Source organism: Streptomyces piniterrae (assembly GCF_005048155.1).
GTDB lineage: Bacteria > Actinomycetota > Actinomycetes > Streptomycetales > Streptomycetaceae > Streptomyces > Streptomyces piniterrae.
Genome location: NZ_SUMB01000016.1, coordinates 122,430 through 145,159, shown reverse-complemented (window position 1 = coordinate 145,159; position 22,730 = coordinate 122,430). Strand labels below are relative to the sequence as shown.

The 22,730-nt window shown below is 71.7% G+C and carries 16 protein-coding genes and 1 tRNA gene; 6 read left to right on the top strand and 11 right to left on the bottom strand.

From position 1 onward, the window contains the following. Positions 1 to 86: 86 nt before the first annotated feature. From FCH28_RS34685 to FCH28_RS34655, 7 genes are all read right to left on the bottom strand, one after another. Positions 87 to 614: a hypothetical protein gene (locus FCH28_RS34685; RefSeq protein WP_136744261.1), complete on the bottom strand. Its 528-nt coding sequence runs from the start codon at positions 612 to 614 to the stop codon at positions 87 to 89. A gap of 78 nt (positions 615 to 692) precedes the next feature. Continuing rightward, positions 693 to 1,283 carry an aminoacyl-tRNA hydrolase gene (gene pth, locus FCH28_RS34680; protein WP_136744259.1) on the bottom strand — a complete coding sequence of 197 codons (591 nt, stop codon included), beginning with the start codon at positions 1,281 to 1,283 and terminating at the stop codon, positions 693 to 695. Between the two features lie 111 nt (positions 1,284 to 1,394). After that, on the bottom strand, positions 1,395 to 1,991 hold the full coding sequence (locus FCH28_RS34675; protein ID WP_136744257.1) for a 50S ribosomal protein L25/general stress protein Ctc: 597 nt from the start codon (positions 1,989 to 1,991) through the stop codon (positions 1,395 to 1,397). 202 nt (positions 1,992 to 2,193) lie between these two features. Beyond that, positions 2,194 to 3,168 carry a ribose-phosphate diphosphokinase gene (locus FCH28_RS34670; RefSeq protein WP_136744256.1) on the bottom strand — a complete coding sequence of 325 codons (975 nt, stop codon included), beginning with the start codon at positions 3,166 to 3,168 and terminating at the stop codon, positions 2,194 to 2,196. A gap of 72 nt (positions 3,169 to 3,240) precedes the next feature. Next, a complete protein-coding gene (gene glmU, locus FCH28_RS34665; RefSeq protein WP_136744254.1) occupies positions 3,241 to 4,698 on the bottom strand; it encodes a bifunctional UDP-N-acetylglucosamine diphosphorylase/glucosamine-1-phosphate N-acetyltransferase GlmU in 1,458 nt (485 codons plus the stop codon). Positions 4,699 to 4,830: 132 nt separating this feature from the next. Next, positions 4,831 to 4,902, bottom strand: a tRNA-Gln gene (locus tag FCH28_RS34660). A gap of 29 nt (positions 4,903 to 4,931) precedes the next feature. Continuing rightward, entirely contained in the window at positions 4,932 to 5,789 is an 858-nt protein-coding gene (locus FCH28_RS34655; protein ID WP_136744252.1) for a hypothetical protein, read from the bottom strand. Between the two features lie 154 nt (positions 5,790 to 5,943). Here FCH28_RS34655 and FCH28_RS34650 point away from each other — a divergent pair, with 154 nt between their 5' ends. After that, positions 5,944 to 7,386 (top strand): sensor histidine kinase, encoded by a 1,443-nt coding sequence (locus FCH28_RS34650; RefSeq protein ID WP_136744250.1) that lies wholly within the window; start codon positions 5,944 to 5,946, stop codon positions 7,384 to 7,386. A 65-nt stretch (positions 7,387 to 7,451) separates the two neighbouring features. Here FCH28_RS34650 and FCH28_RS34645 read toward each other — a convergent pair whose 3' ends face one another. Continuing rightward, on the bottom strand, positions 7,452 to 7,985 hold the full coding sequence (locus FCH28_RS34645; protein WP_136744248.1) for an SUKH-3 domain-containing protein: 534 nt from the start codon (positions 7,983 to 7,985) through the stop codon (positions 7,452 to 7,454). Positions 7,986 to 7,993: 8 nt separating this feature from the next. Further along, positions 7,994 to 8,509, bottom strand: a complete 516-nt coding sequence (locus tag FCH28_RS34640; protein WP_136744246.1) for a YwqJ-related putative deaminase — start codon at positions 8,507 to 8,509, stop codon at positions 7,994 to 7,996. A 319-nt stretch (positions 8,510 to 8,828) separates the two neighbouring features. Between FCH28_RS34640 and FCH28_RS34635 the strand changes: the two genes are divergently transcribed. From FCH28_RS34635 to FCH28_RS34625, 3 genes are all read left to right on the top strand, one after another. Next, positions 8,829 to 9,806 carry an SMI1/KNR4 family protein gene (locus FCH28_RS34635; RefSeq protein ID WP_136744244.1) on the top strand — a complete coding sequence of 326 codons (978 nt, stop codon included), beginning with the start codon at positions 8,829 to 8,831 and terminating at the stop codon, positions 9,804 to 9,806. A 5-nt stretch (positions 9,807 to 9,811) separates the two neighbouring features. Next, positions 9,812 to 12,862: an SUKH-4 family immunity protein gene (locus FCH28_RS34630; protein WP_136744327.1), complete on the top strand. Its 3,051-nt coding sequence runs from the start codon at positions 9,812 to 9,814 to the stop codon at positions 12,860 to 12,862. A gap of 587 nt (positions 12,863 to 13,449) precedes the next feature. Then, the gene (locus FCH28_RS34625) at positions 13,450 to 14,547 is read left to right on the top strand and encodes a cellulose-binding protein (protein ID WP_246103462.1); all 1,098 of its coding nucleotides are present in this window, start codon (positions 13,450 to 13,452) and stop codon (positions 14,545 to 14,547) included. A 188-nt stretch (positions 14,548 to 14,735) separates the two neighbouring features. Here the strand turns inward: FCH28_RS34625 and FCH28_RS34620 are convergent, their stop codons facing one another. Beyond that, positions 14,736 to 16,328, bottom strand: coding sequence for an MFS transporter (locus FCH28_RS34620; RefSeq protein WP_425472061.1), 1,593 nt, complete (start codon positions 16,326 to 16,328; stop codon positions 14,736 to 14,738). A 400-nt stretch (positions 16,329 to 16,728) separates the two neighbouring features. Here FCH28_RS34620 and mfd point away from each other — a divergent pair, with 400 nt between their 5' ends. Then, positions 16,729 to 20,280 (top strand): transcription-repair coupling factor, encoded by a 3,552-nt coding sequence (gene mfd, locus FCH28_RS34615; protein ID WP_136744243.1) that lies wholly within the window; start codon positions 16,729 to 16,731, stop codon positions 20,278 to 20,280. A 25-nt stretch (positions 20,281 to 20,305) separates the two neighbouring features. Here the strand turns inward: mfd and FCH28_RS34610 are convergent, their stop codons facing one another. Continuing rightward, a complete protein-coding gene (locus FCH28_RS34610; protein WP_136744241.1) occupies positions 20,306 to 21,772 on the bottom strand; it encodes a DUF2079 domain-containing protein in 1,467 nt (488 codons plus the stop codon). 109 nt (positions 21,773 to 21,881) lie between these two features. On the opposite strand from FCH28_RS34610, the gene FCH28_RS34605 reads away from it, so the two are divergent. Continuing rightward, complete coding sequence (locus FCH28_RS34605; protein WP_246103461.1) at positions 21,882 to 22,649, top strand: HNH endonuclease family protein; 768 nt, start codon at positions 21,882 to 21,884, stop codon at positions 22,647 to 22,649. Positions 22,650 to 22,730: the final 81 nt, after the last annotated feature.

Genomic DNA, 22,730 nt, shown 5'->3' with positions numbered 1-22,730 from the left:
CGGCCCGCCCCTTCACAAGAAGAGGCGGGCCGTCGCCGTACCGAGAAACCCCAGGGCCCGACCGAAGGGCCAGGGGCGGAAAGGCGCTACAACGTCGCGGTGAACGCCGCGCCCAGCAACGCCGCGCCCAACAGACCCATCACCCACGCGGTACGCCGGAACCGCATCCCGCCGGCCACCACCAGCGCCGCCAGCAGCAGCGCGCCCGCGAACGGCACACACGCGTGCAGAATCCCGGCGGGCCCGGTACGCACCGCCTGCGTCGTACCCGGCTTCACGGTCACCTCGACCTTCCCGCCCTTGGCCGGCGCCACCGACTCCACGAGCGACACCTTCGCCCGCCGCTTCCCGTCCCCCGCGGTCGGCACATAAGGACCGGTACACCGTTCCTCACCACACGCCACCACCGTCATCGTGCCGCGCTCATGCACCTTCGCGAGCATCGCGTACTGAGCCGTGTTCCACGACGTCCAGACGCCACCGGCCAGCAAAAGCAGCGCCAGCAGACCCATCACCACGAGCCGGACGACAAGCAGCGCCCCGAAGGCGCTCTCACCAACCCGCCGGACCCGACTGCGTTTGACCGGACGAGTGCGCGTACTGCTACTGGCCATGGCCGCGATCCTTGGCCATCGAACAGCGCCCGGTCAACCTGGGACAGAGTTCGTCAGCCCTGACCCACGCTGCCCCATTCACGTGTTGTACGTGCTCTGCGCCCTTTCCAAACCCTCCAGGACCAACGCCTCCACGGCGTCCGTCGCGCGGTCCACGAAGTAATCCAGTTCCTTGCGCTCCGCCGACGAAAAGTCCTTGAGCACAAAGTCCGCCACCGGCACACGACCCGGCGGGCGCCCGATGCCGAACCGCACCCGGTGGTAATCCGCGCCCAGCGACTTCGTGATCGACTTCAGACCGTTGTGACCGTTGTCACCGCCACCCAGCTTCAGGCGCAACGCACCGTAATCGATATCCAACTCATCATGCACAGCAATGATGTTGGCCACCGGAATCTTGTAGAAATCCCGCAACGCCGTCGTCGGGCCACCCGACAGATTCATGAAAGACAACGGCTTCGCCACCACCACCCGGCGACTCGAAGGACCCGGCGGACCAATACGTCCCTCGACCACCTGCGCCCGCGCCTTGTGCGCCTTGAAACGGCCACCCATACGCTCGGCGAGAAGATCCGCCACCATGAAACCGACGTTGTGCCGGTTGGCGGCGTATTCAGGACCCGGATTACCGAGACCCACAATCAGCCAGGGGCTGTCAGCATCCGTCATCTGCACGCTCCTTCAACGACGCGACCGCCACCCCGCGCCGACGGCGCGGAATGACGGTCGCAAAGATAATGCCCCGGGGCACGCCGGCAGCCGACGCCCGCCCGGAAGGGATCAGGCCTGGCCGCCCTCTTCGCCCTCGCCCTCGGCGCCTTCCTCGGCCGGAGCCTCGGCCTGCGCCGCGACGACCTGCAGGACGACCGCGTCGTCCTCGACGGCCAGCGTCGAACCGGCCGGCAGGGCGATGTCCTTGGCGAGGACCGAGTGACCGGCGTCCAGACCCGCGATGGAGACGGTGACCGACTCCGGGATGTGGGTGGCCTCGGCCTCGACCGGCAGGGTGTTCAGCACGTACTCGAGCAGGTTGCCGCCCGGGGCCAGGTCGCCCTCGGTCTGCACCGGGATCTCGACGGTGACCTTCTCGCCCTTCTTGACGGCCAGGAAGTCCACGTGGACGAGGAAGCCACGGATGGCCTCACGCTGCACGGCCTTGGGGATGACCAGCTCGCTCTTGCCGTCCAGGTCCAGACGGATCAGCACGTTCGGGGTCTTCAGGGCCATCATCAGCGCGTGGCTGTCGATCGCGACGTGCTGCGGGTCCGCGCCGTGACCGTAAATGACGGCGGGAACCTTGTTCTCGCGGCGGGTCTGGCGGGCGGCGCCCTTACCGAAAACGGTACGGACGTCGGCGGCGAGCTTGACCTCAGCCATGGCTGCACTCCTCGTAGTTCAGAAAAATCCGGTGGGCGTTACCCGGCCCACGACAGACCTGCTACGAAGAGCGCGTCGATAACGGACCGCCGCACACAACAGTGCGGCCTCCCTCGCCGAGCAACTCACTGAGTCTACCCGGCCGGAAGGCCGCACCAAAGTCGATCTACGGCGCCCTAGGGACGCGGACGATCCACCGCTCCTACTGCTCCTCGAAGAGGCTCGTCACCGAACCGTCCTCGAACACCTCACGGATCGCCCGCGCGATGGTCGGCGCCATCGACAGCACCGTGATCTTGTCCAGCTCCAGCTCCGAAGGCGTCGGCAGCGTGTTCGTGAAGACGAACTCGCTCACCTTCGAGTTCTTCAGCCGGTCCGCGGCCGGGCCGGACAGAATGCCGTGCGTGGCCGTCACGATCACATCGGCGGCACCGTTCGCGAACAGCGCGTCCGCCGCGGCGCAGATCGTGCCACCGGTGTCGATCATGTCGTCGACCAGGACACAAACCCGGTCCTTCACATCGCCGACAACCTCATGGACGGTGACCTGGTTCGCCACGTCCTTGTCGCGCCGCTTGTGCACGATGGCGAGCGGCGCGTCCAGACGGTCGCACCAGCGGTCGGCGACCCGCACCCGGCCCGCGTCCGGGGAGACCACCGTCAGCTTGTCGCGGTCCACCTTCGCGCCCACGTAGTCCGCGAGGACCGGCAGCGCGAACAGGTGATCCACCGGCCCGTCGAAGAAGCCCTGGATCTGGTCCGTGTGCAGATCGACCGTGACGATACGGTCCGCACCGGCGGTCTTGAGCAGGTCCGCGATCAGCCGGGCCGAAATCGGCTCGCGACCACGGTGCTTCTTGTCCTGACGGGCATAGCCGTACGACGGGATGACCACGGTGATGCTCCGCGCGGAGGCCCGCTTCAGGGCATCGAGCATGATCAACTGCTCCATGATCCACTTGTTGATGGGAGCCGTGTGGCTCTGCATCAAGAAGCAGTCCGCGCCACGCGCCGACTCCTGGTAGCGGACATAGATCTCACCGTTGGCGAAGTCGAAAGCCTTCGTCGGGACCAGGCCGACACCGAGCTGGTGAGCGACCTCCTCGGCCAGCTCGGGGTGGGCGCGGCCGGAGAAGAGCATCAGCTTCTTCTCGCCGGTCGTCTTGATCCCGGTCACAGCAAATCTCCTCGAATCCCTGTTTGCGTGCGCTCATCACGGTACGCCCCGCACGACGCACCCCGTGCACGGTCACCGCTCGCCTTCGGACTCCTGGCGAGCGGCCGAAGCGGCCTGCGCGGCGGCGCTTCCGGGCCGCTTACGAGCGACCCAGCCCTCGATATTCCGCTGCTGGCCACGCGCGACCGCCAGCGAACCCGGGGGCACATCCCTGGTGATGACCGAGCCGGCCGCGGTGTACGCGCCATCCCCGATCGTGACAGGAGCCACAAACATATTGTCCGAACCGGTCCGGCAATGCGAGCCAACCGTCGTGTGATGCTTGGCCTCACCGTCGTAATTCACAAAAACGCTCGCCGCGCCGATGTTGGAGTACTCACCGATCGTCGCATCACCCACATACGACAGATGCGGCACCTTCGTACCCTCGCCGAGCCGAGCATTCTTCATTTCCACATAGGCACCGGCCTTGGTCTTCGGGCCGAGATCCGTCCCCGGACGCAGATACGCGTACGGACCCACGGTCGCGCCCGGACCGATCCTCGCGCCGTCCGCCACGGTGAAGGAAACCGCCGCGCCCTCCGCGACCGCGGTATCCGTCAGCCGCGAATTCGGCCCCACCTCGGCGCCCGCGGCCACATGCGTCGAACCCAGCAGCTGGGAACCCGGCAGAATCGTTGCGTCGGGCTCGAACGTCACGGAGACATCCACCCAGGTCGTCGCCGGATCCACCACAGTGACGCCGGCCAACATCGCCTCCCGAAGCAACCGCTCGTTCAGCAGCCGACGCGCCTCCGCCAACTGCACACGGTTGTTGATTCCCAGAATCTCCCGGTGATCCGCAGCCACGGCCGCGCCCACCCGGTGCCCGGCCTCGCGCAGAATTCCCAGCACATCGGTGAGGTACTCCTCGCCCTGGCTGTTGTCCGTACGCACCTTGCCCAGCGCATCGGTCAGCAACTGCGCGTCAAAAGCGAAAACCCCGGAATTGATCTCCAGGATCGCGCGCTGTGCGTCGGTCGCGTCCTTGTGCTCCACGATCGCGGTCACCGCGCCGGTGTCCGCGTCGCGGACGATGCGGCCGTAGCCCGTCGAATCCGGCACCTCGGCCGACAGCACGGTGACGGCGTTTCCGTCCGCGGCGTGCGTGTCACTGAGCTTCTTCAGCGTCTCGCCGGTGAGCAGCGGGGTGTCACCGCACACGACCACGACGGTGCCGGTCAGCGTGGTGCCCGTGCCGGTCAGCTCTTCAAGGGCGATGCGTACGGCGTGCCCTGTGCCGTTCTGCTCGTGCTGGACGGCGGTGCGGACGGCCGGATCGACCTCGGCGAGATGTGCCCGGACCTGGTCACGGGCGTGGCCCACGACCACCACGAGGTGCTCGGGGTCCAGTTCGCGGGAGGCGGCGACGACATGTCCGACGAGGGAACGGCCGCAGATCGCATGCAGGACCTTCGGGGTCGCCGACTTCATGCGGGTCCCCTCCCCCGCTGCGAGAACGACGACGGCGGCCGGGCGGTTGGCGCTCACGGGGATGCCCTTCGGCTTCTTGGCTACTTCGGGTGGTGGACACCCGAAGGATACCGGGGCGTATTGCGGCCGAAACGACGGCGGGTCCTGACTTGGTAGTCAGGACCCGAACTTTGCTTGTCGAAGCAGTTGCTCCCCTGCCAGGACTCGAACCTGGAACAAATCATCCAAAGTGACCCGTGTTGCCGATTACACCACAGGGGAGTGCATAGGCGGCTAAACCGGACAATGTGTCAGGCTGGCCGCTTGGCCCCCAACACTATGCCGTACCACCAGCCTTCGATGCGACGGTATAGGTCTGCGCTTTGGCGGACCCGGATCACCAGGCAGCCCCGGTAGCCTTCCCCGGTGTTCTTGCGGACGGTCTTGGGATTGTGCTTCTTGATCGTGGTCTTCTGAAACGTGGCGACGTCGACGCCGACGAGGTCGGCCCAGTAGAGCTCGGCGCCCGCCACGTCGGCCGTCGCGTGGATCATCACCCGGTAGCACACTCGCTCCGGCTCCACACCGAGCAGGTTCAGCCAGGCCAGATAGAGCTGAATGACGCCAGGGTCGCTGTTGACGAAGATGACGCCCTCTCGCCGGGCGTGCGGCTTGTCCTTGGTGCCCTCTGCCCAGTAGAGGGCGACGCCCGCGGTGAACAGGTCCCGGTCTGTGAGCGTCCCGATCTCCCGCGCGGCATTGGCCTTGGTCTGCCGCCGCTCCTCGTCCCGGATGCGGAGCGTTGCCTCCCAGCCGCGTCGGGCGATGGCCGAGGCTTCCTCGCGGGTGCGTTTCCGCTCCGGCTTCGGCAGATCCCGCACCCACAGTGAGATCGAGCTCTTCGAGCAGCCCAGCTCGACCTGGATCTGGTCGTAGGTCATGCCCTGCTTGCGCAGCTCGCGGGCCTTGTCGCGGAGGTCGTCCTTGGCGTTGGGGCGCTTGGTCCACTCCGGGGGCGGTTCGCCTTCCAGGAGGCGGTTGAGGATGTCGTTGTTGTGGATGTGCAGCCGGTCGCGGATCTGGCGCCTGCTGAGGCCCGCGCGGCGGAGTGCGACGGCTTGGTGGTGTAACGATTCGTAGTCGGGGTGCTCCCGGCCTGTGTGTGTCATGTGGACAGGTTGCGGCGGTTGTGCGTCCGGAAGTGGCGAAAATTTGAGCGATTCATCAGTTCGAGGGATAGCGATGAGTAACCACGTGTAACGGCTCTGGTATGTGCCGTGCACGGGCCTGAGGAACTGGTGCGGGCGCCCGTAGGCTGGCGGTATGACCGCAACGGGGGCAAGTGAAAGTGTGGGCGCGCGCGGTGCGCCCGTGAGCGGGCCGTGGTGGTGGGCCCGGCGGCGCAGTGCAGTACTGGATGTGTGTCTGGCGGCCGCCTCGACGGTGGAGTGTGTGCTGGAGGGCGCGCGTTTCGCGGATCAGGCGGGGCTGCCGGAGTTTCTCGGGATCCTGCTCGGCCTGGTGGTGGGACCGGTGCTGCTGGTGCGTCGGCGGTGGCCGATCGTGGTGGTGTTGGTCTCGATAGCGGTGACGCCGGCGGAAATGGGCGGGCTGCTGAGCGTGGTGGGGCTCTACACGCTCGCCGCGTCGGACGTGCCGCGCCGGATCATCGCGCTGCTGGCCGGGATGACGGTCGTCGGGACGTTGGTCACGACGTTCCTCAGCATGCGGCAGGACGTGGCGTCGCAGGAGGACTTCAATCCGCCGGTGTGGTTCGTGCCGTTGATGGCGCTGGCCCTGGGCCTGGTGCTGACCGCCCCGCCGGTGCTGTGGGGTCTGTACATAGGGGCCCGGCGGCGGCTCGTGGAGAGCCTGCGGGAGCGGGCGGACGGTCTGGAGCGGGAGCTGTCGCTGCTCGCGGACCGGGCCGAGGAGCGGGCGGAGTGGGCCCGCAACGAGGAGCGGACGCGGATAGCGCGGGAGATGCACGACGTCGTGGCGCACCGGGTGAGTCTCATGGTGGTGCACGCCGCGGCCTTGCAGGCGGTGGCGCTGAAGGACCCGGAGAAGGCGTCGAAGAACGCGGCGCTGGTCGGTGACATGGGGCGGCAGGCGCTCACCGAGCTGCGGGAGATGCTCGGGGTGCTGCGGACGGCCGAGGGCGTGGCGGTGCGCGGTGCCGTGGGTCCGGACGGGCCGGAGCGGCTGGCCGTGGTGGCGACGGAGAAGGCCAAGGCGGCCGCCGGGGCGGGCGCGGGGTCGGCGGAGCTGTCCGATGCCCCTGCTGCGTCGGTGATCGGGCCGGGGTCCGCTTCGGGGGCTGGTCAGGCGGCGGCGGAGTCGGACGCCGAGGGGCCGAGCCTGGCGGAGCTCGGCGAGCTGGTGGGGCAGTCCCGGGCGGCCGGGATGGTGGTGGAGCTGTCGGTGGAGGGCCCGGACGGAGATGCCGCCGGCGCTACGGAGTGTTCCTATGCGCCGCGGGTGGAGCAGACGGTGTACCGGGTGGTGCAGGAGGCGCTGACCAATGTGCACAAGCACGCGCCGGGTGCGCGGGCGCGGGTGCGGTTGGCGCACCGGGCCGGTGAGGTCGCGGTTCAGGTGGAGAACGGCCCGTCGGAGCGGGGTGCGGCGGATGTCGGGCTGCCGAGCGGCGGCAACGGGCTGGTGGGGATGCGCGAGCGGGTGACGGCGCTGGGCGGTGTGTTCGTGTCGGGGCCGACGGAGGCGGGCGGTTTCCGGGTGTCGGCGGTCGTGCCCGCCCGGTGAGGCGCCGGGCGGTCGGCTGCCCAGGTAGCCGGTGGCCCTGACCTCCTACCGGAGGTAGGAGGTGGTCAGCCCGCCGACAGCACCAGCCGGCTCGGTTGCGCCCCCAGCACCAGCGTGCCGAGCGCATGGTCGATGTCCGCGCCGAGATACCAGTCGCCGGTGTGGTCCAGGCTGTAGACGCGGCCCTCGGTGTCGATGGCGAGGGCGGCCTGGCCGAAGGCCGTACCGCTGCCGGTGGTGACCTCCTCCTGGCCGAGGGGGGCGACGCCGGTGTCCAGGGCGCGGCCGAGGTCGGCCAGGGTGCGGGCGAGGTGGAGGCCGTGCAGGGGGTCGATGACGAACGGGGTGGGGGCGATATGACGGCCGGGCCCGGGTCCTGTGATGTGGAGTCCGCCGAATTCGGCCCAGGCTTCGACGGCGGCGGGGAAGACGGTGTGCCGGTGGCCGGCGGGCGAGGTGTGGGCGCGGAGGGTGTCGGCCCAGTGCTCTGCCTGCTTTATGTCCCAGCGTCCGGGTTCCCAGCCGGCTTCCTGGAGGGCGACGTCGACGGCCGGGGGGAAGCGGGTGGATCCGGCGTGGGCGCGGGTGGCGGGCGGCATGGTGGCGGTCAGCTCCCTGTGGGCGTCGTGTCGCCGATGGGCACGACGCCGAAGTGGGCGAGGAGTGCGTCGCAGGAGCGGCAGGGCGGGGCGTAGCTGCCGTGCCGGGGGTCGCCGTCCTCGCGGATATGACGTGCGGTGATCTTGGAGTGTTTCAGGGAGCGGCGGGCCTCGCCGTTGGTGAGGGGTTTGCGGGCGGCGCGTTTGCTGCGGTTCGCCTCGACGGCCGTGAGATGGCGGGAGAGGAGGACGGCTTCCGGACATCGCCCGGTGAAGCGCTCGCGTTGTGCTGTGGTGAGGGTGTCGAGGAAGTCCTGCACGAGCGGGTGGTGGGGTGGCGGCTGTTCGGCCTTGCTGGCGGTGCAGGTGAGGGTTTGGCCGCGTACGGACAGGGCGGCGCCGACGGTGGGGAGGATGCCGTCGCGGCGGTGGCGGAGGGCGGGCGCGCGGTCGCTGCCGGCGGTGCCGCTCCAGCCGATGCGGGGGTCGCCTTTGGCTGCGGTGTGGTGTGCGGTGGTGCTCACGTGGTGCTTTCCCTCCCTGCGATCCCCTTGTAGCCGGGGGTCCCCCCGCCGAAGGCGGGGAGGGTCAGCCTGCCAAAAGTGCTGGGTGTTGCGGTAGTCGGCCGCGCTGTCGGGGATGTCACTGGTAGGTGACAGATCGTCGGATGCGGTGCAACGAGGCTGGTCGGCGGCGTGGTGTACGGGTGACCGCGGTCGCCCGGTCGGGGGGTGACAGCGGCGTGTCGGTGGGCTGACGCGGGCCGGGCGGGGGCGCGGGACGGTATTGCGGCACGGCATAGGCTGTGCCCCAAACGCCAGCTTCAGCCAGGGGGCAACCGCGATGACGACAGGTCGGCTCGGGCAGCACGCCGCGCCACCGAACACGGCCTATGCCGGACAGGTCGTGCACTTCCCGGACCCGGTCCGTGCTTCGCGGTACCCCGCGGGCGTGCGGATGGACGGGAACGGGTTCCCGGAGTTCTCCCCGTACGCGCGGGCTGCGGCGGAGATCGCCGAGCCGCCGGAGGGTTTCGGGGTCGACGAGCTGCGGTTGACGGACTATGTGTCCGCGAACGCCGCGCTGCACGCGCAGGGCCATGAGCTGTGGATAGACGTACCGCCGGTGGCGACGCCGCACGGCTGGACCTGGCATCACGTGGCCGGCACCCGGCGGATGGAACTGATCCCGGTCGAGGTGAAGGCGCTGCTGCGGCACCACGGCGGGCTGGCGACGGCGGCTGTGGAGCATGACAAGCGGGGCACCCGGCCGTTGCAGGAGACTCGGCCGGCGCACTTCGCGGTGCCGCGGCGGGGTATGGCGGTGGGCGAGGAGCAGCTGGCGCAGGCCGAGGAGGCGTTGGGCTACCGGCTGCCGGGCGCGTACCGCTCGTTCCTGAAGGCGGCGGGCGGCTGCGCGCCGGTGGGTGCGGCGCTCGACGCGGAGCTGGGTCTGCTGGTGGACCAGCCGTTTTTCACGGTGCGTGATGACGCGGCGGTGAATGATCTGGTCTATGTCAACAAGTGCCTGCGGGATCACTTCACCAAGGACTATCTGGGCGTGGCGTTCGTGCAGGGCGGCGTGGTCGCGGTGAAGGTGCGGGGCGACGCGCTCGGCACGGTGTGGTTCTGCCCGTACGACGATGCGCGGGACCAGGACGGCTGGTCGGTGGGCGAGCGGGTGGAGCGGCTGCTGCTTCCCTGCGGCGCCGATTTCGATGACTTCCTGCAGCGGCTGGCGGGCAATCCGCCGGAGCTGGAGACCGTGGCGAACCTGATGGTGGACGGCGGCTTCGCGCACGCTGTTCCGGTGGGGGGATGAGCGCGATGGTGACGTTCGCGCAGGCGCAGGAGCGCGGGGAGAACTGGGTCAACGGGGAGGTGCCGGCGCCGCAGCACCGTGAGGTGCGGGTGCGGGAGTTCGACCTGGGCTTTGTGGTGTGGGCGGAGGACCGCGAGGGCGGTCCCCGCAGTGACGGTGGCCGCAGCCGGCTGGTGATCGCGCGGGACAGCGGCGAGACGACGCTGTGGCCCGGGTTGCCGGTGGGTGAGGTGATCCGGCGGTTCGAGGAGGAGTACGGCGCGGTGGCGGACGGCGGCTATGGCGCGGGCGAGCCGCCGCGGCAGCGGATCGATCTGGAGGCCACGTCGTTTCTGCTGACGCCGCCGGAGTGGTTGCAGGAGGCGGCGGATTCGCTGGGCATTCCGGACCGGCGGGGGGACCGGGGCTCCGGCGCGGGGACTTCCGGCGCCGGGACCGCCGGCGCCGGGGCTCCTGGTGCGGCTCCGTCGGCCGGTGGCGCCGCGGTCCCGCCGGCGGTGTCGGACGCCTGGGCCGATGTGAGTGTGAACGCGGGTGACGGTGCGTCCGCACCGGGCGGCGGGGTGGTCGAGGCGCCGGGGACGGTGACGGGCTCGGCGCCCGTCAGGTCCGGCGCCGCGTCCGGTACGTCCGGCGGGACACCGTGGGCCGAGGCCGACACGACGGCGGACGACGGCGCCGACGACCGGTCGGTGGGTCTGCCCGACACGGTCTTCGCACCGCCGCTCGCCGGATTCCAGGAGCAGGGCGAACCGGACGGCACCCCGGAGACGCCGCGCTCGCGTCCCGAGGCCAAGACCGAACTGCTGCACGGCGGCAGCCAGTTGCCGCGTACGCAGGTCGCGCCGGCGCTGGATCTGCCGGACGGTGCGGCGTCCGACGGCCTCGGGGGGAGTGGCGCCGCGGCCGGGCAGGCCCGTCCCGGTGGGCCGCTGCCCGCGCCGCCGCCGATGCCGCCCGCGCCGCCCGCCGCGTCCGCGGGCCAGGGGCTGCCCGACCTGCCGCCGCCGTCCGGTGCGCCGGTCACCGATGTGCCGCCGCCGGACGGCGCGGTTCCGGGGGTTCCTGGCCCGGCGGCCCCGCCGCCGCCCGCCCCGCCCGCCGGCGGTGGTGTGCATGCCGCGGCGACGATGCTGGCCGACGGTTCCTCGCTGCCAGGGAACGCCGGTCATGCCGGCGGCTCCGGTAGCGCCGGCGGTCCGCCTCCTCCTCCGCCCGCGCCCGGTACGCCCGGCGCGTCCCGTGCGCCCGGCCGCCCCGGTGTGTCCGGCGGGCCCCCGCCGCCGCCCGGCGCGCCCGGCACCCCTGGCGCCGGCCGTGCCACGGGGCCGGATGCCGCGCGTCTCGCGGAGGCCGAGACCGGCAAGGCGGAGGCCCGGCCGTCCGGCGGTCCCGCGCCCTCCGGCCCCGGTGCGCCCGGCGCGCCGGCCGGCGGCTATGTACCGACACAGCTGGTCTCGCAGCTGGACGCGGCGGATCTGGACCTCAGCGCGGTGGACGGCCCCGGGGACGGCGGTACGTCCGGCGGTTCGGACGGCTCCGGGGGCTCCGGCGGTACGGGCGGTCCCGGTGGCGGAGTGCACGCCGCGGCGACCATGCTCGCCGACGGTGCGTCCCTGCAGGCCAGCCTGGCCGGGCAGGGCGGTCCCGGTGTGCCGCCGCCGCCCGCGCCGCCCGGTGTGCCCGGTGCGCCCAAGCCGCCGGGGGTGCCCGGTGCGTCCTCGGGCGGCCGTGCCGCCGGTGGCCAGGGCGGTCCGCCGCCGCCCCCGCCGCCGCCGAACGCCACCGGTGGCGGTACCGGCGCTCCCGGCGGTGGAGTGCACGCGGCGGCGACGATGCTGGCCGGCGGCGCGGCGCTGGGCGGTCCCGGTGTGCCCGGTGGCCCCGGCGTACCGGGCGGTCCCGGCGCTCACGGGATGCCGCCTTCGGCCGGCCCCGCCATGCCGCCGCCGGGCGTGCCGACCGGCCCGCAGGGACACCCCGGACAGCCCGGCCCGCCGCCGGGACAGCCGGTTCCCGGCGGCCCCGGCGCGTACGGCTATCCGCAGCCGCCCAGCGGTCAGCCGACCGTCGGCCCCGGCTACATGGCGGTGCTGAGCTATCGCGCGCCGGACGGTTCCGAGCAGAAGATCGTGCGGCGTTCGGCGCCCGGCACCCCGCATCCGGAGTGGCAGCTGCTGCACGAGCTGCGCGGCATGAACATCCCGCCGCAGCAGGTGCTGGAGCTGCACACCGAGCTGGAGTGCTGCGATCTGCCGGGTGGTTACTGCGCCCGGATGATCCGCGACAACTGGCCGCAGGTGCGGATCAGCCACACCGCCGCGTACGGCAGGGACCATGCCTCGCGGCAGCAGGGTGTGCGTCATCTCGTCGAGCATCAGGGTGAGTTGCACCAGGTCGCGGACGGTCCCGCGCGGCCGGCGCCGGTGCGGGTGCCGTTGCCGCATCCGTCGCAGGTCCAGCCCGTGCCGCCGGTGCCGCCGCAGGCCATCGGGCAGGAGCTGGAGCAGGCGTTCGGGCCGCAGGGGATCTTCCGCTTCGATCAGCGGGCGGTCTCCCGGCACGGCGTGCCCGATGTGGTGGCGCAGATGCTGGTGTGGGCCGGGCTGCCGGTCGACTTCGGGCCGTTCTTCTGGGCGCAGGCGCAGCCGGGCCGCCCGGTGCCGACGCTGGCGGAGCTGGCGGCGGAGCGGGGCGTGCAGCCGGCCGCCGACGCGGGCTCGTATCTGGTCATGGGCAACGACTTCGGCCGTCAGCTGTGCGTGCAGTACGGGACCGCGAACATCGTTGCGGTGCCCCTGGAGGCAGGTCCGCATGCGAACAGCGGGCAGCCGGCGACGCCGCAGTTCGTGAACTCGGGGCTGCCGGAGTTCATCCGCTGCCTGGCGATGCTGGGACGGATGTGGCGGCTGCGGTTCGGGCTGACGCCGGAGCAGGCGGGCCGCTGGACCGTCGACTTCCAGGCGCAGCTGGTCGCCCTGGACCCGCCGGCGCTCGGCTCACCGGAGACCTGGTGGTCGGTGCTGCTGGAGCAGATGTGGGACGGGCTTCTTTAGCGGAGCCCCTTCGGGAGCACGCGCACGCCTACCGGGTGCGCGCATGCTCCCTCACGCCGTAGGGCGCTCGTGGCGCTCGACCCGCGGAACGGGTCGGGCGCCACAGCCATGTGTACCGACCCATGTGTACCGACGTGCTGGACGGGCCCGGCTGCCGGGAGGTGACCGGCCGTCAGGCCCGCCGCCGTACGTCCGGCGCGGCATGCGGCCGCGCTCGGTGACCTCGGACGGGTGAAGCGGCAGCGCCGGCTGATCGGCGCGGCGCCGACGAGCCGCTCGGCCCCGGCGCGTTCCCCGATCCGTCCCCACCGGCTCCGGAACCGGCCCCGGTGCGCGGCCGGGCGCCGCCGGAGGTGTACTGCTGTGGGACGAAAACGGGCGAGACAGCCGTTCCCGGCGCTGCGCATCGACGAGCCGATTCCGACTTCTGCTGCCAATTGACGCATCCTGGGGGGATGAGATGGGCGGAGTGTCGCGATAGGGGCGCTTAGGTCCTATCCAGAAAGATGTGCGAAAGATGTGCGCGGGACTGCGTCGAAGTGTGCGGGCCCGCGCCTGCTGTGCGCGGCGGAGAGGGGCTTTGAGGGATGAGTGCATCGGTTTCGCCTCACGGGTTCGAGACCGTACGAGGGCGCGGCTACCGGCCGGACGACGTGGACCGTCGTGTGGAGGGGCTGTCAATAGACCGTGACTCATGCTGGGAGCGCGCCGCGCGGCTGACCGTCCTGTGCAACGAGATGGAGGGGGAGCTGAAGAACCTGCTGGCCCATGTGGCGCAGCTGCCCCCGCAGACGTACGCGTCCCTCGGTGAGCAGGCCCAGGTGATCCTGAACACGGCGGAGTCCGAGGCGGTGCGGCTGCGGGCCGAGGCCGAGACGGCGGCCGAGCAGGCGGGCGACGAGGCCGAGGCGTACGCCCGGCAGATCCGGATCACCGCGGACAAGGAGTCGAAGGCGCTGCGGGCCGAGGCCCAGGAGCAGGCGCGGCGCATCGAGGAGGAGGCGTGGGCGGAGGCCGCGGCGGAGACGGCCGCCGCGGGCCAGGACGCCGAGCGGTGGCGCAACGAGGCGGCCGCCGAGCTCAAGGACACGCACCGGCGCACCGCGGAGATCTGGCAGGAGCAGGAGGAGCGGCAGGCCGAGGAGTGGGAGGCCGCCGGACGGGACATCGCCGCCCGGGAGGAGGAGCTGGAGCGGCTCATCGCGGACCTGGAGGCCCAGGGGGAGGCCCGGCTCGCCGACACCCGGCGCCTCCAGGCGGAGATCGAGGAGGCCGCCCGGCACAGCCAGGAGGAAGCCGAGGACCACGGCGCCGAACTGCTGGCCAAGGCCCGGGTCCAGGTGGAACGCATCGAGCGCGCCACGGAACGCATCCTGCGCGAGCACGAGGAGGAGTGCGCGGAGGTCCGTGCCCATATGACGCACGTACGCAACAGCCTGGCGGCGCTCACGGGCAAGGTGCCGGAGGAGGACGTGGACGGCGAGTTGGCCGGGGAGCCGGGCGGGGAGCCGAGTGCGGACTGCGGCGGGGAGCGGGGCGGCGACCTGGGGAGCGAATCGGCGCCGGAGCCGTCCGGGGCGCAGCCCGATGCCAGGCCCGAGCCCGGCCAGGTCGAGACCCGCGCTCCCGTCGACCCCGACAACGAGGACACGTTGGAGACGGAGCTGCCCCGCCTGGACGGCTGAGCGGGGCGGCGCGGGCCGGCTGCCGCGGGACCCTTAGGGGGAGTTCGAACAGATCCCCTAAGGGTTGCGAGGCCCCCCTGCGGGGCCACAACGCGGGGGTGCGGGGCGGTAATTCCCGGGGTCCCGTGGTCCCGCGGTTCGCGGGGTGATCGGCACGCCGCCGCCCGCGCGCCCGCCCGGGCTCGGCCTCAGATGTCCGCCGGCTCCGCCCGGTCCGCCGGTTCCGCGTCGTCCCCGCCTGTGCGGGCGTCCGCGTGCACCGGGAAGTGCCGGGGTGCCAGCAGGGCGAGGACGAGCAGGGCGAGGGCGGCGGCCGCGGCGGCGCCCAGGTAGACATGGTCGACGGTGGTGTCGACGGCGCGGCGCAGATAGGCGGTCGCGTGGGCGCCGAGGGCACCGGCGTGTTCCAGGGCGCGCGCCACCGCGTCCAGGTCGTGCGGCAGGCCGGGGCGGATGTCCGCGGGGGCGTGCGCGAGGCGGTCGTTGAGGGTGGCGTTGGCGACGGCGCCGAAGAGGGCCGCGCCGACGGACTGGCCGACCTGGCGGCTGAAGAACACCGAGGCGGTGGCGGTGCCGCGCTCCGCGTAGCCGACGGAGGACTGGACGCCGATGAGCAGCGGCAGCTGGAAGAGGCCGAGGGCCGCGCCCAGCGCCAGCATGATCAGGGCGGGCTGCCAGGCGGCGCCCGGGTAGGGCAGCAGGGGGAAGGCGAGCAGGATCAGGGCGGCCGTGCCGATGCCGAGCATGGCGCTGTTGCGGATGCCGACGCGGTTGTAGACATGGCTGCTCAGGGCCGCCGAGAGCGGCCAGCTCAGGGTCATCCCGGACAGCACGAAGCCGGCGGCAGTCGGGCCCAGGCCCAGCACCGCCTGGGCGTAGGTGGGCAGGAACACGGTCGGTGCGACCATCAGCAGACCCAGCGCGCCGAAGGCGAGGTTGACGGCCGCGATGGTGCGGCGGCGCCAGACCCAGCCCGGGATGATCGGCTCAGCGGCGCGGCGTTCGATGAGGACGGTGACCGCCCCGCAGACCGCGCTGCCGGCGAACAGCAGCAGGGAGGGCGCCGAGATCCAGGGCCAGGCGACGCCGCCCTGGACGAGGGCGGTCAGCAGCAGGCCGCCGCAGGCGAAGATGGCGAGCGCGCCGGGCCAGTCGACGCGGGGGCGTCGCGGACCGGCGGGGTGTGGCCTGGTCTCGGCGAAGTGCCGGCTGATCAGCCACAGGGCCACCGCACCGACCGGCAGGTTGATCAGGAAGATCCAGCGCCAGTCGGCGTACGAGGCGAGCAGGCCGCCCAGCGCCGGTCCGGCGACCGCGGACGCGGCCCAGACGGAGGAGAGCTTCGCCGCGATCTTGGGGCGTTCCCGCATCGGGTAGAGGTCGGCGGCGATGGTCTGGACGGTGCCCTGGAGCGCGCCGCCGCCCAGGCCCTGGAGCACCCGGAAGGCGATGAGGGAGGCCATGTCCCAGGCGCCGGCGCAGGCCAGCGACCCGGCGAGGAAGAGCACGATGCCGGTGATCAGGATGGGCTTGCGGCCGAAGGTGTCGGAGAGCTTGCCGTAGACGGGCAGGGTGACGGTGACGGCCAGCAGATAGCCGGAGAAGAGCCAGGAGAAGACCGCGAAGCCGCCCAGGTCGCCGACGATCTGGGGGACGGCGGTGGCGATGATCGTGGAGTCGAGGGCGGCCAGCGCCATACCGAGCATCAGGGCGGCGACGACGGGGCCGCGCCGGCCGCCCGCCGCTATGCCGCCGTCGCGGTCCTCCGTGGTGCGGCTCACCGGGCCCCCTCCGTCGTCGCGCGCCCTTGCCTGCCAGATGATGTGTGTAGCACACACCATTCCGTTCGGGGTCAGAGTGCGGACGGAATTCTCGAAGGATGGGATGCGCACGGGGGCGCCCTCGGGCCCGAGTCCGCCCCCGAGGCGCTCGACGGCCGGCTGTGGGCGGGGGAGGGGCGCGAGGCTCCTTGAGGGGCGGTGGTCGGGTGACGGCGAGGGAGGGGCGCGGAGCTCCTTGAGGGGCGGTGGTCGGGTGACGGCGAGGGAGGGGCGCGGAGCTCCTTGAGGGGCGGTGGTCGGGTGACGGGCGGGCGTAAGGTGGGCAGCCCCGGCCCGTTCCACGTGTCGGGCTGTTCGCGTTGTTCGCCTCGTTGATCTCCTCGCTGGGACGGAACCTTTCATGAGCCTGACTGGTCTGCTCGACGCCGTCGTACGGGACCCGGCGCTCGCCGAAGCGGTGCAGGCCGCGGCCGACGGGCACCGGCCCCATGTGGACCTGGTGGGCCCGCCCGCCGCCCGCCCCTTCGCGGTGGCCGCCCTGGCCCGCGAGTCCCGCCGTCCGGTCCTCGCGATCACCGCCACCGGCCGGGAGGCCGAGGACCTCGCCGCCGCGCTGCGCACGCTCACGCCGGCCGGCGAGGAACACACCGTCGTCGAGTTCCCGTCCTGGGAGACGCTGCCGCACGAGCGGCTCTCGCCGCGCTCGGACACCGTCGGCCGCCGCCTCGCGGTGCTGCGCCGGCTCGCCCACCCGCGCAAGGACGACCCGACCGCCGGCCCCGTCTCGGTCGTCGTCGCGCCGATCCGCTCCGTGCTCCAGCCGCAGGTCAAGGGCCTGGGCGACCTGGAGCCCGTCAGCCTGCGCACGGGCGACAGCGCCGACCTCGAAGAGATCGTCGACGGGCTGGCGGCCGCCGCCTACGCGCGCGTCGAACTGGTCGAGAAGCGTGGCGAGTTCGCCGTGCGAGGCGGCATCCTCGACGTCTTCCCGCCCACGGAGGAGCACCCGCTGCGGGTCGAGTTCTGGGGCGACGACGTCGAGGAGATCCGCTACTTCAAGGTCGCCGACCAGCGGTCCCTGGAGGTCGCCGAGCACGGGCTGTGGGCGCCGCCGTGCCGGGAGCTGCTGCTGACCGACGACGTCCGCACCCGCGCCGCCGCCCTCGCCGAGCAGCACCCGGAGCTGGGCGAGCTGCTCGGCAAGATCGCCGAGGGCATCGCCGTGGAGGGCATGGAGTCCCTGGCTCCCGTGCTGGTCGACGAGATGGAGCTGCTGCTGGACGTGCTGCCCGAGGGCTCGATGGCCGTGGTGTGCGACCCGGAGCGGGTACGCACCCGGGCCGCCGACCTGGTGGCGACGAGCCAGGAGTTCCTCCAGGCGTCCTGGGCGGCCAGCGCCGGGGGCGGGGCGGCCCCGATCGACGTGGGCGCGGCCTCCCTGTGGGGTATCGCGGACGTCCGGGACCGGGCCCGCGAGCTGGGCATGATGTGGTGGTCGGTGTCGCCCTTCGCCGCTGACGAAGCGGGTGCGGACGAGGACACCCTCCAGCTCGGCATGCATGCCCCCGAGACCTACCGCGGCGACACCCAGCGGGCGCTCGCCGACACCAAGCAGTGGCTGGCCGACGGCTGGCGCACGGTCTTCGTCACCGAGGCGCACGGCCCCGCTGCCCGCACCGTCGAGGTGCTCGGCGGCGAGGGCATCGCCGCCCGCCTGGACGGCGACCTCGCCGCGATCAGCCCGTCCGTCGTCCATGTCGCCTGCGGCTCCCTCGACAACGGCTTCGTCGACCCGTCGCTCAAGCTCGCCGTCCTCACGGAGACCGACCTCACCGGCCAGAAGGCCGCCGGCAAGGACGCGGCCCGGATGCCGGCCCGCCGCCGCAAGACCATCGACCCGCTCACCCTCCAGGCCGGCGACTTCATCGTCCACGAGCAGCACGGCGTCGGCCGCTACATCGAGATGGTGCAGCGCACGGTCCAGGGCGCCACCCGCGAGTACCTCCTCGTCGAGTACGCGCCCGCCAAGCGCGGCCAGCCCGGCGACCGCCTCTACATCCCCACCGACCAGCTGGAGCAGGTCACCAAGTACGTCGGCGGAGAGGCCCCGACGCTGCACCGTCTGGGCGGCGCCGACTGGACGAAGACCAAGGCGCGCGCGAAGAAGGCGGTCAAGGAGATCGCCGCCGACCTGATCAAGCTCTACTCCGCCCGGATGGCGGCCCCCGGCCACACCTTCGGTCCGGACACCCCCTGGCAGCGCGAGCTGGAGGACGCGTTCGCGTACGCGGAGACGCCGGACCAGCTCACCACCATCGCCGAGGTCAAGGAGGACATGGAGAAGTCGGTCCCGATGGACCGTCTGATCTGCGGCGATGTCGGCTACGGCAAAACCGAGATCGCTGTGCGAGCGGCGTTCAAGGCGGTCCAGGACGGCAAGCAGGTCGCCGTCCTCGTTCCGACCACCCTCCTTGTGCAGCAGCACTACGGCACGTTCACCGAGCGGTACGGTCAGTTCCCGGTCAACGTCAAGGCGCTGTCCCGCTTCCAGACCGACACCGAGGCCAAGGCCGTCCTCGACGGGCTGCGCGAGGGCTCCGTCGACCTCGTCATCGGCACCCACCGGCTGTTCTCGTCCGAGACCAAGTTCAAGGACCTGGGCCTGGTCATCGTCGACGAGGAGCAGCGGTTCGGCGTCGAGCACAAGGAGCAGCTGAAGAAGCTGCGCGCCAACGTCGACGTACTGACGATGTCCGCCACCCCGATTCCCCGTACGCTCGAAATGGCGGTGACGGGCATCCGCGAGATGTCGACGATCACCACGCCCCCGGAGGAGCGGCACCCGGTCCTCACCTTCGTCGGCCCGTACGAGCAGAAGCAGATCGGCGCCGCGATCCGGCGTGAACTCCTGCGCGAGGGCCAGGTCTTCTACATCCACAACCGGGTGGAGTCCATCGACCGGGCCGCCGCCCGCCTCCGCGAGATCGTCCCGGAGGCCCGAATCCAGACCGCCCACGGGCAGATGGGCGAGTCGCGGCTGGAGCAGGTCGTCGTCGACTTCTGGGAGAAGAAGTTCGACGTCCTGGTCTCCACGACGATCGTCGAGTCCGGTATCGACATCTCCAACGCCAACACCCTGATCGTCGAGCGCGGCGACAACTTCGGCCTCTCCCAGCTCCATCAGCTGCGCGGCCGGGTGGGCCGCGGCCGCGAGCGCGGCTACGCCTACTTCCTCTACCCGCCGGAGAAGCCGCTCACCGAGACCGCCCACGAACGCCTCGCCACCATCGCCCAGCACACCGAGATGGGTGCCGGTATGTATGTCGCGATGAAGGACCTGGAGATCCGCGGCGCCGGAAATCTGCTCGGCGGCGAGCAGTCGGGCCATATCGCCGGCGTCGGCTTCGACCTCTATGTCCGCATGGTCGGCGAGGCCGTCGCGGACTACCGGGCCTCACTGGAAGATGGCTCAGGAAAGGGGGAGGAGGAGCCCCCGCTCGAAGTCAAGATCGAACTCCCCGTGGACGCGCATGTCCCGCACGACTACGCGCCCGGCGAGCGGCTGCGCCTCCAGGCGTACCGGTCCATCGCCTCCGCGTCGTCGGAGGAGGACATCGCCGCCGTCCGCGAGGAACTCACCGACCGTTACGGCAAGTTGCCGGAGCCGGTGGAGAACCTGCTGCTGGTGGCCGGGCTGCGGATGCTGGCGCGCGCCTGCGGCGTCGCGGACATCACACTCCAGGGCTCCAACATCCGCTTCGGCCCCGTCGAACTGCGCGAGTCCCAGGAACTCCGCCTCAAGCGCCTCTACCCCCGTACGGTCCTCAAGCCGGCCACCAAACAGGTCCTGGTGCCGCGCCCCACCACCGGAAAGATCGGCGGCAAGCCGCTGGTCGGGCGGGAACTGCTGGCCTGGGTGGGGGAGTTCCTGACGACGATCCTGGGGTCGTGACGGGCGGGGCGCCGCCGCCCTGCGGTCAGTGCGCCGACGTCCGCCGGAAGACGGCGATGTCCGAGGCGGTGCCCAGGATGACGTAGGTGGATCCGAGGTGGCGCTTCGCGGCGTCCTTGAGGGTTTGTTCCGGTGTGCGGTTGTCGGGTAGCTGCGTGGCTATGTAGTCGGGCGCGAGGCCGCGGGTGTCGCCCGTCCAGAAGACCCGGGTGCGGTTGGTGAGGCGGCTCAGCGGCCGGACGTCGGACTCCACCGTGGCGTCGTCGGGTATTCGCTCCAGCAGGCGCTCGGCGGCGGCGACATCCGGCGGCATGCGGTAGGTGGCCGAATCGGTGAGGCGGCCCACCGGGAGCGTGGTGGTCAGTGCGAGCGCGGTGGCCACGAGGGCGGCCGGCAGATGGTGCGCGTACGAGCGGAGCCAGCGCCGCTGCGAGAACCGGGCGCGCGGCAGGGCGTCGACGAGGGCGAGGAAGACGACCGGCATCAGCACGGCGTTGTAGTGCCAGTCGATGCCCCAGTAGTGCGGATCGTGCGAGAGGAACCGCCAGCCGAGGGTGGGCAGCGCGACCAGCAGCAGCGGGGAGCGCAGTGCGAGCAGTCCGGTGGTGGGGAGCAGGACCCACAGCGTGGTGTGCAGGGCGGTGCCGAGGGGGATGACGGTGCCGCCGCCGTCGCCGCCGAGCTTGCTCCAGTAGTCGTACGAGCCGGAGCCGTTGAAGCCGGGGATGATCACGCCGAGGGTGACGGCGGTGGCGCTGATGCCGCAGGCGACCAGGCCGATGGCCAGTGGGGAGGCCCGGCGGGTGCGGATCAGGGCGAGCGCCCCGATGGCCGCGGCGGTCACCCCCAGGTCCTCCTTGACCAGCGGCAGCGGAGCGGCCCAGCACACCGCCGCGGTCCACCGTCCGCGCAGCACCGCTTCCAGGGCGAACGCGATCAGCGGCAGCGCGAAGGCTATTTCGTGGAAGTCGAAGTCAACGGCCTTCTGCATGCCCCAGGACAGGCCGTACGCGATGCCCAGGGCCAGGCCGCGGGCGCGGCCCAGGTAGCGGGCGGCGGCGCGGGTGACCGGTATCGCGGACAGCGCGAACAGCGCGGCCTGGGCGATCAGCAGGGTCAGCGAGGAGGGGAACAGTCGGTAGAGGGGGGCGAGTACGACCAGCACCGGGCTGAAGTGGTCGCCGAGGATGTTGGTGCCGGGGCCCTTGAGATCGACGATCGGCGCCTGGAAGTGGGCGTAGCCGCGTATCGCCTGCTCGAAGATGCCCAGGTCCCAGGACGAGATGGACATCGACCCGAAGCGGCAGAGCGCGAGCAGGGCGTACGCGACGAAGAAGAACGCGGCCGTCCAGTACGGGTCGAGGCGGGGAGCCCGCAAGGGGGTTGCGCGATCGAGCAGCCGCCGGGTAGTGCGTCGTAGGGGATGGGACTCCGAGACTGGCACGGCCGGTGCTGCGTCGGTGGTCGCCGCCGTTGCTGCGGCCGTGTCCATGGGGGTTCCTCGCTCTCGATTTCCGAAAAGATACTCGAAGCGGCGGGCTGTGCCGCACCGCCTGCCGTCCCTTGTCACCCCGCCCGCCATCCGTCCCTACGCTCCCGGATTGGACGACGCCTTGATACGGACCGCGCTTCCCGTGACCGCCGCCACCGCCACCGCGCTGGCCTGCCTGCTGACCCTCACCGGCTGTGCCCCCGACGACACCTGGGGCGGCAGTGGTTCAGACGTCACGGAGAGCCCGTCCGTTCCCACGGGAGGGGCGAACCCGAGGACCGCTCTGGCGGCCGCCGACTCGCTGGATGTCAAGGGCCGCGCCCCCAGGACCGGTTACGCCCGCGACCGCTTCGGCTCGGCCTGGGCGGACACCGACGGCAACGGATGCGGCACCCGCGACGACATCCTCAAGCGCGATCTGCGGGGCACGGCGTTCCGCGGCGGGGACTGCGTGGTGTTGTCCGGGACGCTGTCGAAGGATCCGTACACGGGCAGGGCGGTGCGCTATGTGCGCGGCCGCAGCAAGGTCGACATCGACCATGTGGTGGCGCTGTCCGATGCCTGGCAGAAGGGCGCCGCGACCTGGCCGGGCCGCAAGCGGGTGGCGCTGGCCAACGATCCGCTGAATCTGATCGCGGTGGACGCGTCGGCGAACCGGCGGAAGAGCGACGGGGACGCGGCGACCTGGCTGCCCGCGTACAAGGCTTACCGCTGCGCCTATGTCGCGCGCCAGGTGGCGGTGAAGAAGAAGTACGGGCTGTGGGTGACGCGGGGCGAGAGAGACGCGATGGTGCGGGTGCTGAACTCGTGCCCGGCCCAGCGGCTGCCGAGCGGCGGCAGCCCTACGGAGGCGCCGGCGCGGTTCTCGGCGAAATAGCGGGCGGCCGCTCCGGGGACAACCGGGCGGCCGCTTCGCAGGCACGCCGTCGGGCCCGGCCCCCCCGGGGGGCGGGGGGGG

Bases quoted from the DNA above. Each gene is read 5' to 3' on its own strand.
- FCH28_RS34685 (WP_136744261.1), bottom strand. From the start codon at position 614: ATGGCCAGTAGCAGTACGCGCACTCGTCCGGTCAAACGCAGTCGGGTC.
- pth (WP_136744259.1), bottom strand. From the start codon at position 1,283: ATGACGGATGCTGACAGCCCCTGGCTGATTGTGGGTCTCGGTAATCCG.
- FCH28_RS34675 (WP_136744257.1), bottom strand. From the start codon at position 1,991: ATGGCTGAGGTCAAGCTCGCCGCCGACGTCCGTACCGTTTTCGGTAAG.
- FCH28_RS34655 (WP_136744252.1), bottom strand. From the start codon at position 5,789: ATGACACACACAGGCCGGGAGCACCCCGACTACGAATCGTTACACCAC.
- FCH28_RS34650 (WP_136744250.1), top strand. From the start codon at position 5,944: ATGACCGCAACGGGGGCAAGTGAAAGTGTGGGCGCGCGCGGTGCGCCC.
- FCH28_RS34645 (WP_136744248.1), bottom strand. From the start codon at position 7,985: ATGCCGCCCGCCACCCGCGCCCACGCCGGATCCACCCGCTTCCCCCCG.
- FCH28_RS34635 (WP_136744244.1), top strand. From the start codon at position 8,829: ATGACGACAGGTCGGCTCGGGCAGCACGCCGCGCCACCGAACACGGCC.
- FCH28_RS34630 (WP_136744327.1), top strand. From the start codon at position 9,812: ATGGTGACGTTCGCGCAGGCGCAGGAGCGCGGGGAGAACTGGGTCAAC.
- FCH28_RS34625 (WP_246103462.1), top strand. From the start codon at position 13,450: ATGAGTGCATCGGTTTCGCCTCACGGGTTCGAGACCGTACGAGGGCGC.
- mfd (WP_136744243.1), top strand. From the start codon at position 16,729: ATGAGCCTGACTGGTCTGCTCGACGCCGTCGTACGGGACCCGGCGCTC.
- FCH28_RS34610 (WP_136744241.1), bottom strand. From the start codon at position 21,772: ATGGACACGGCCGCAGCAACGGCGGCGACCACCGACGCAGCACCGGCC.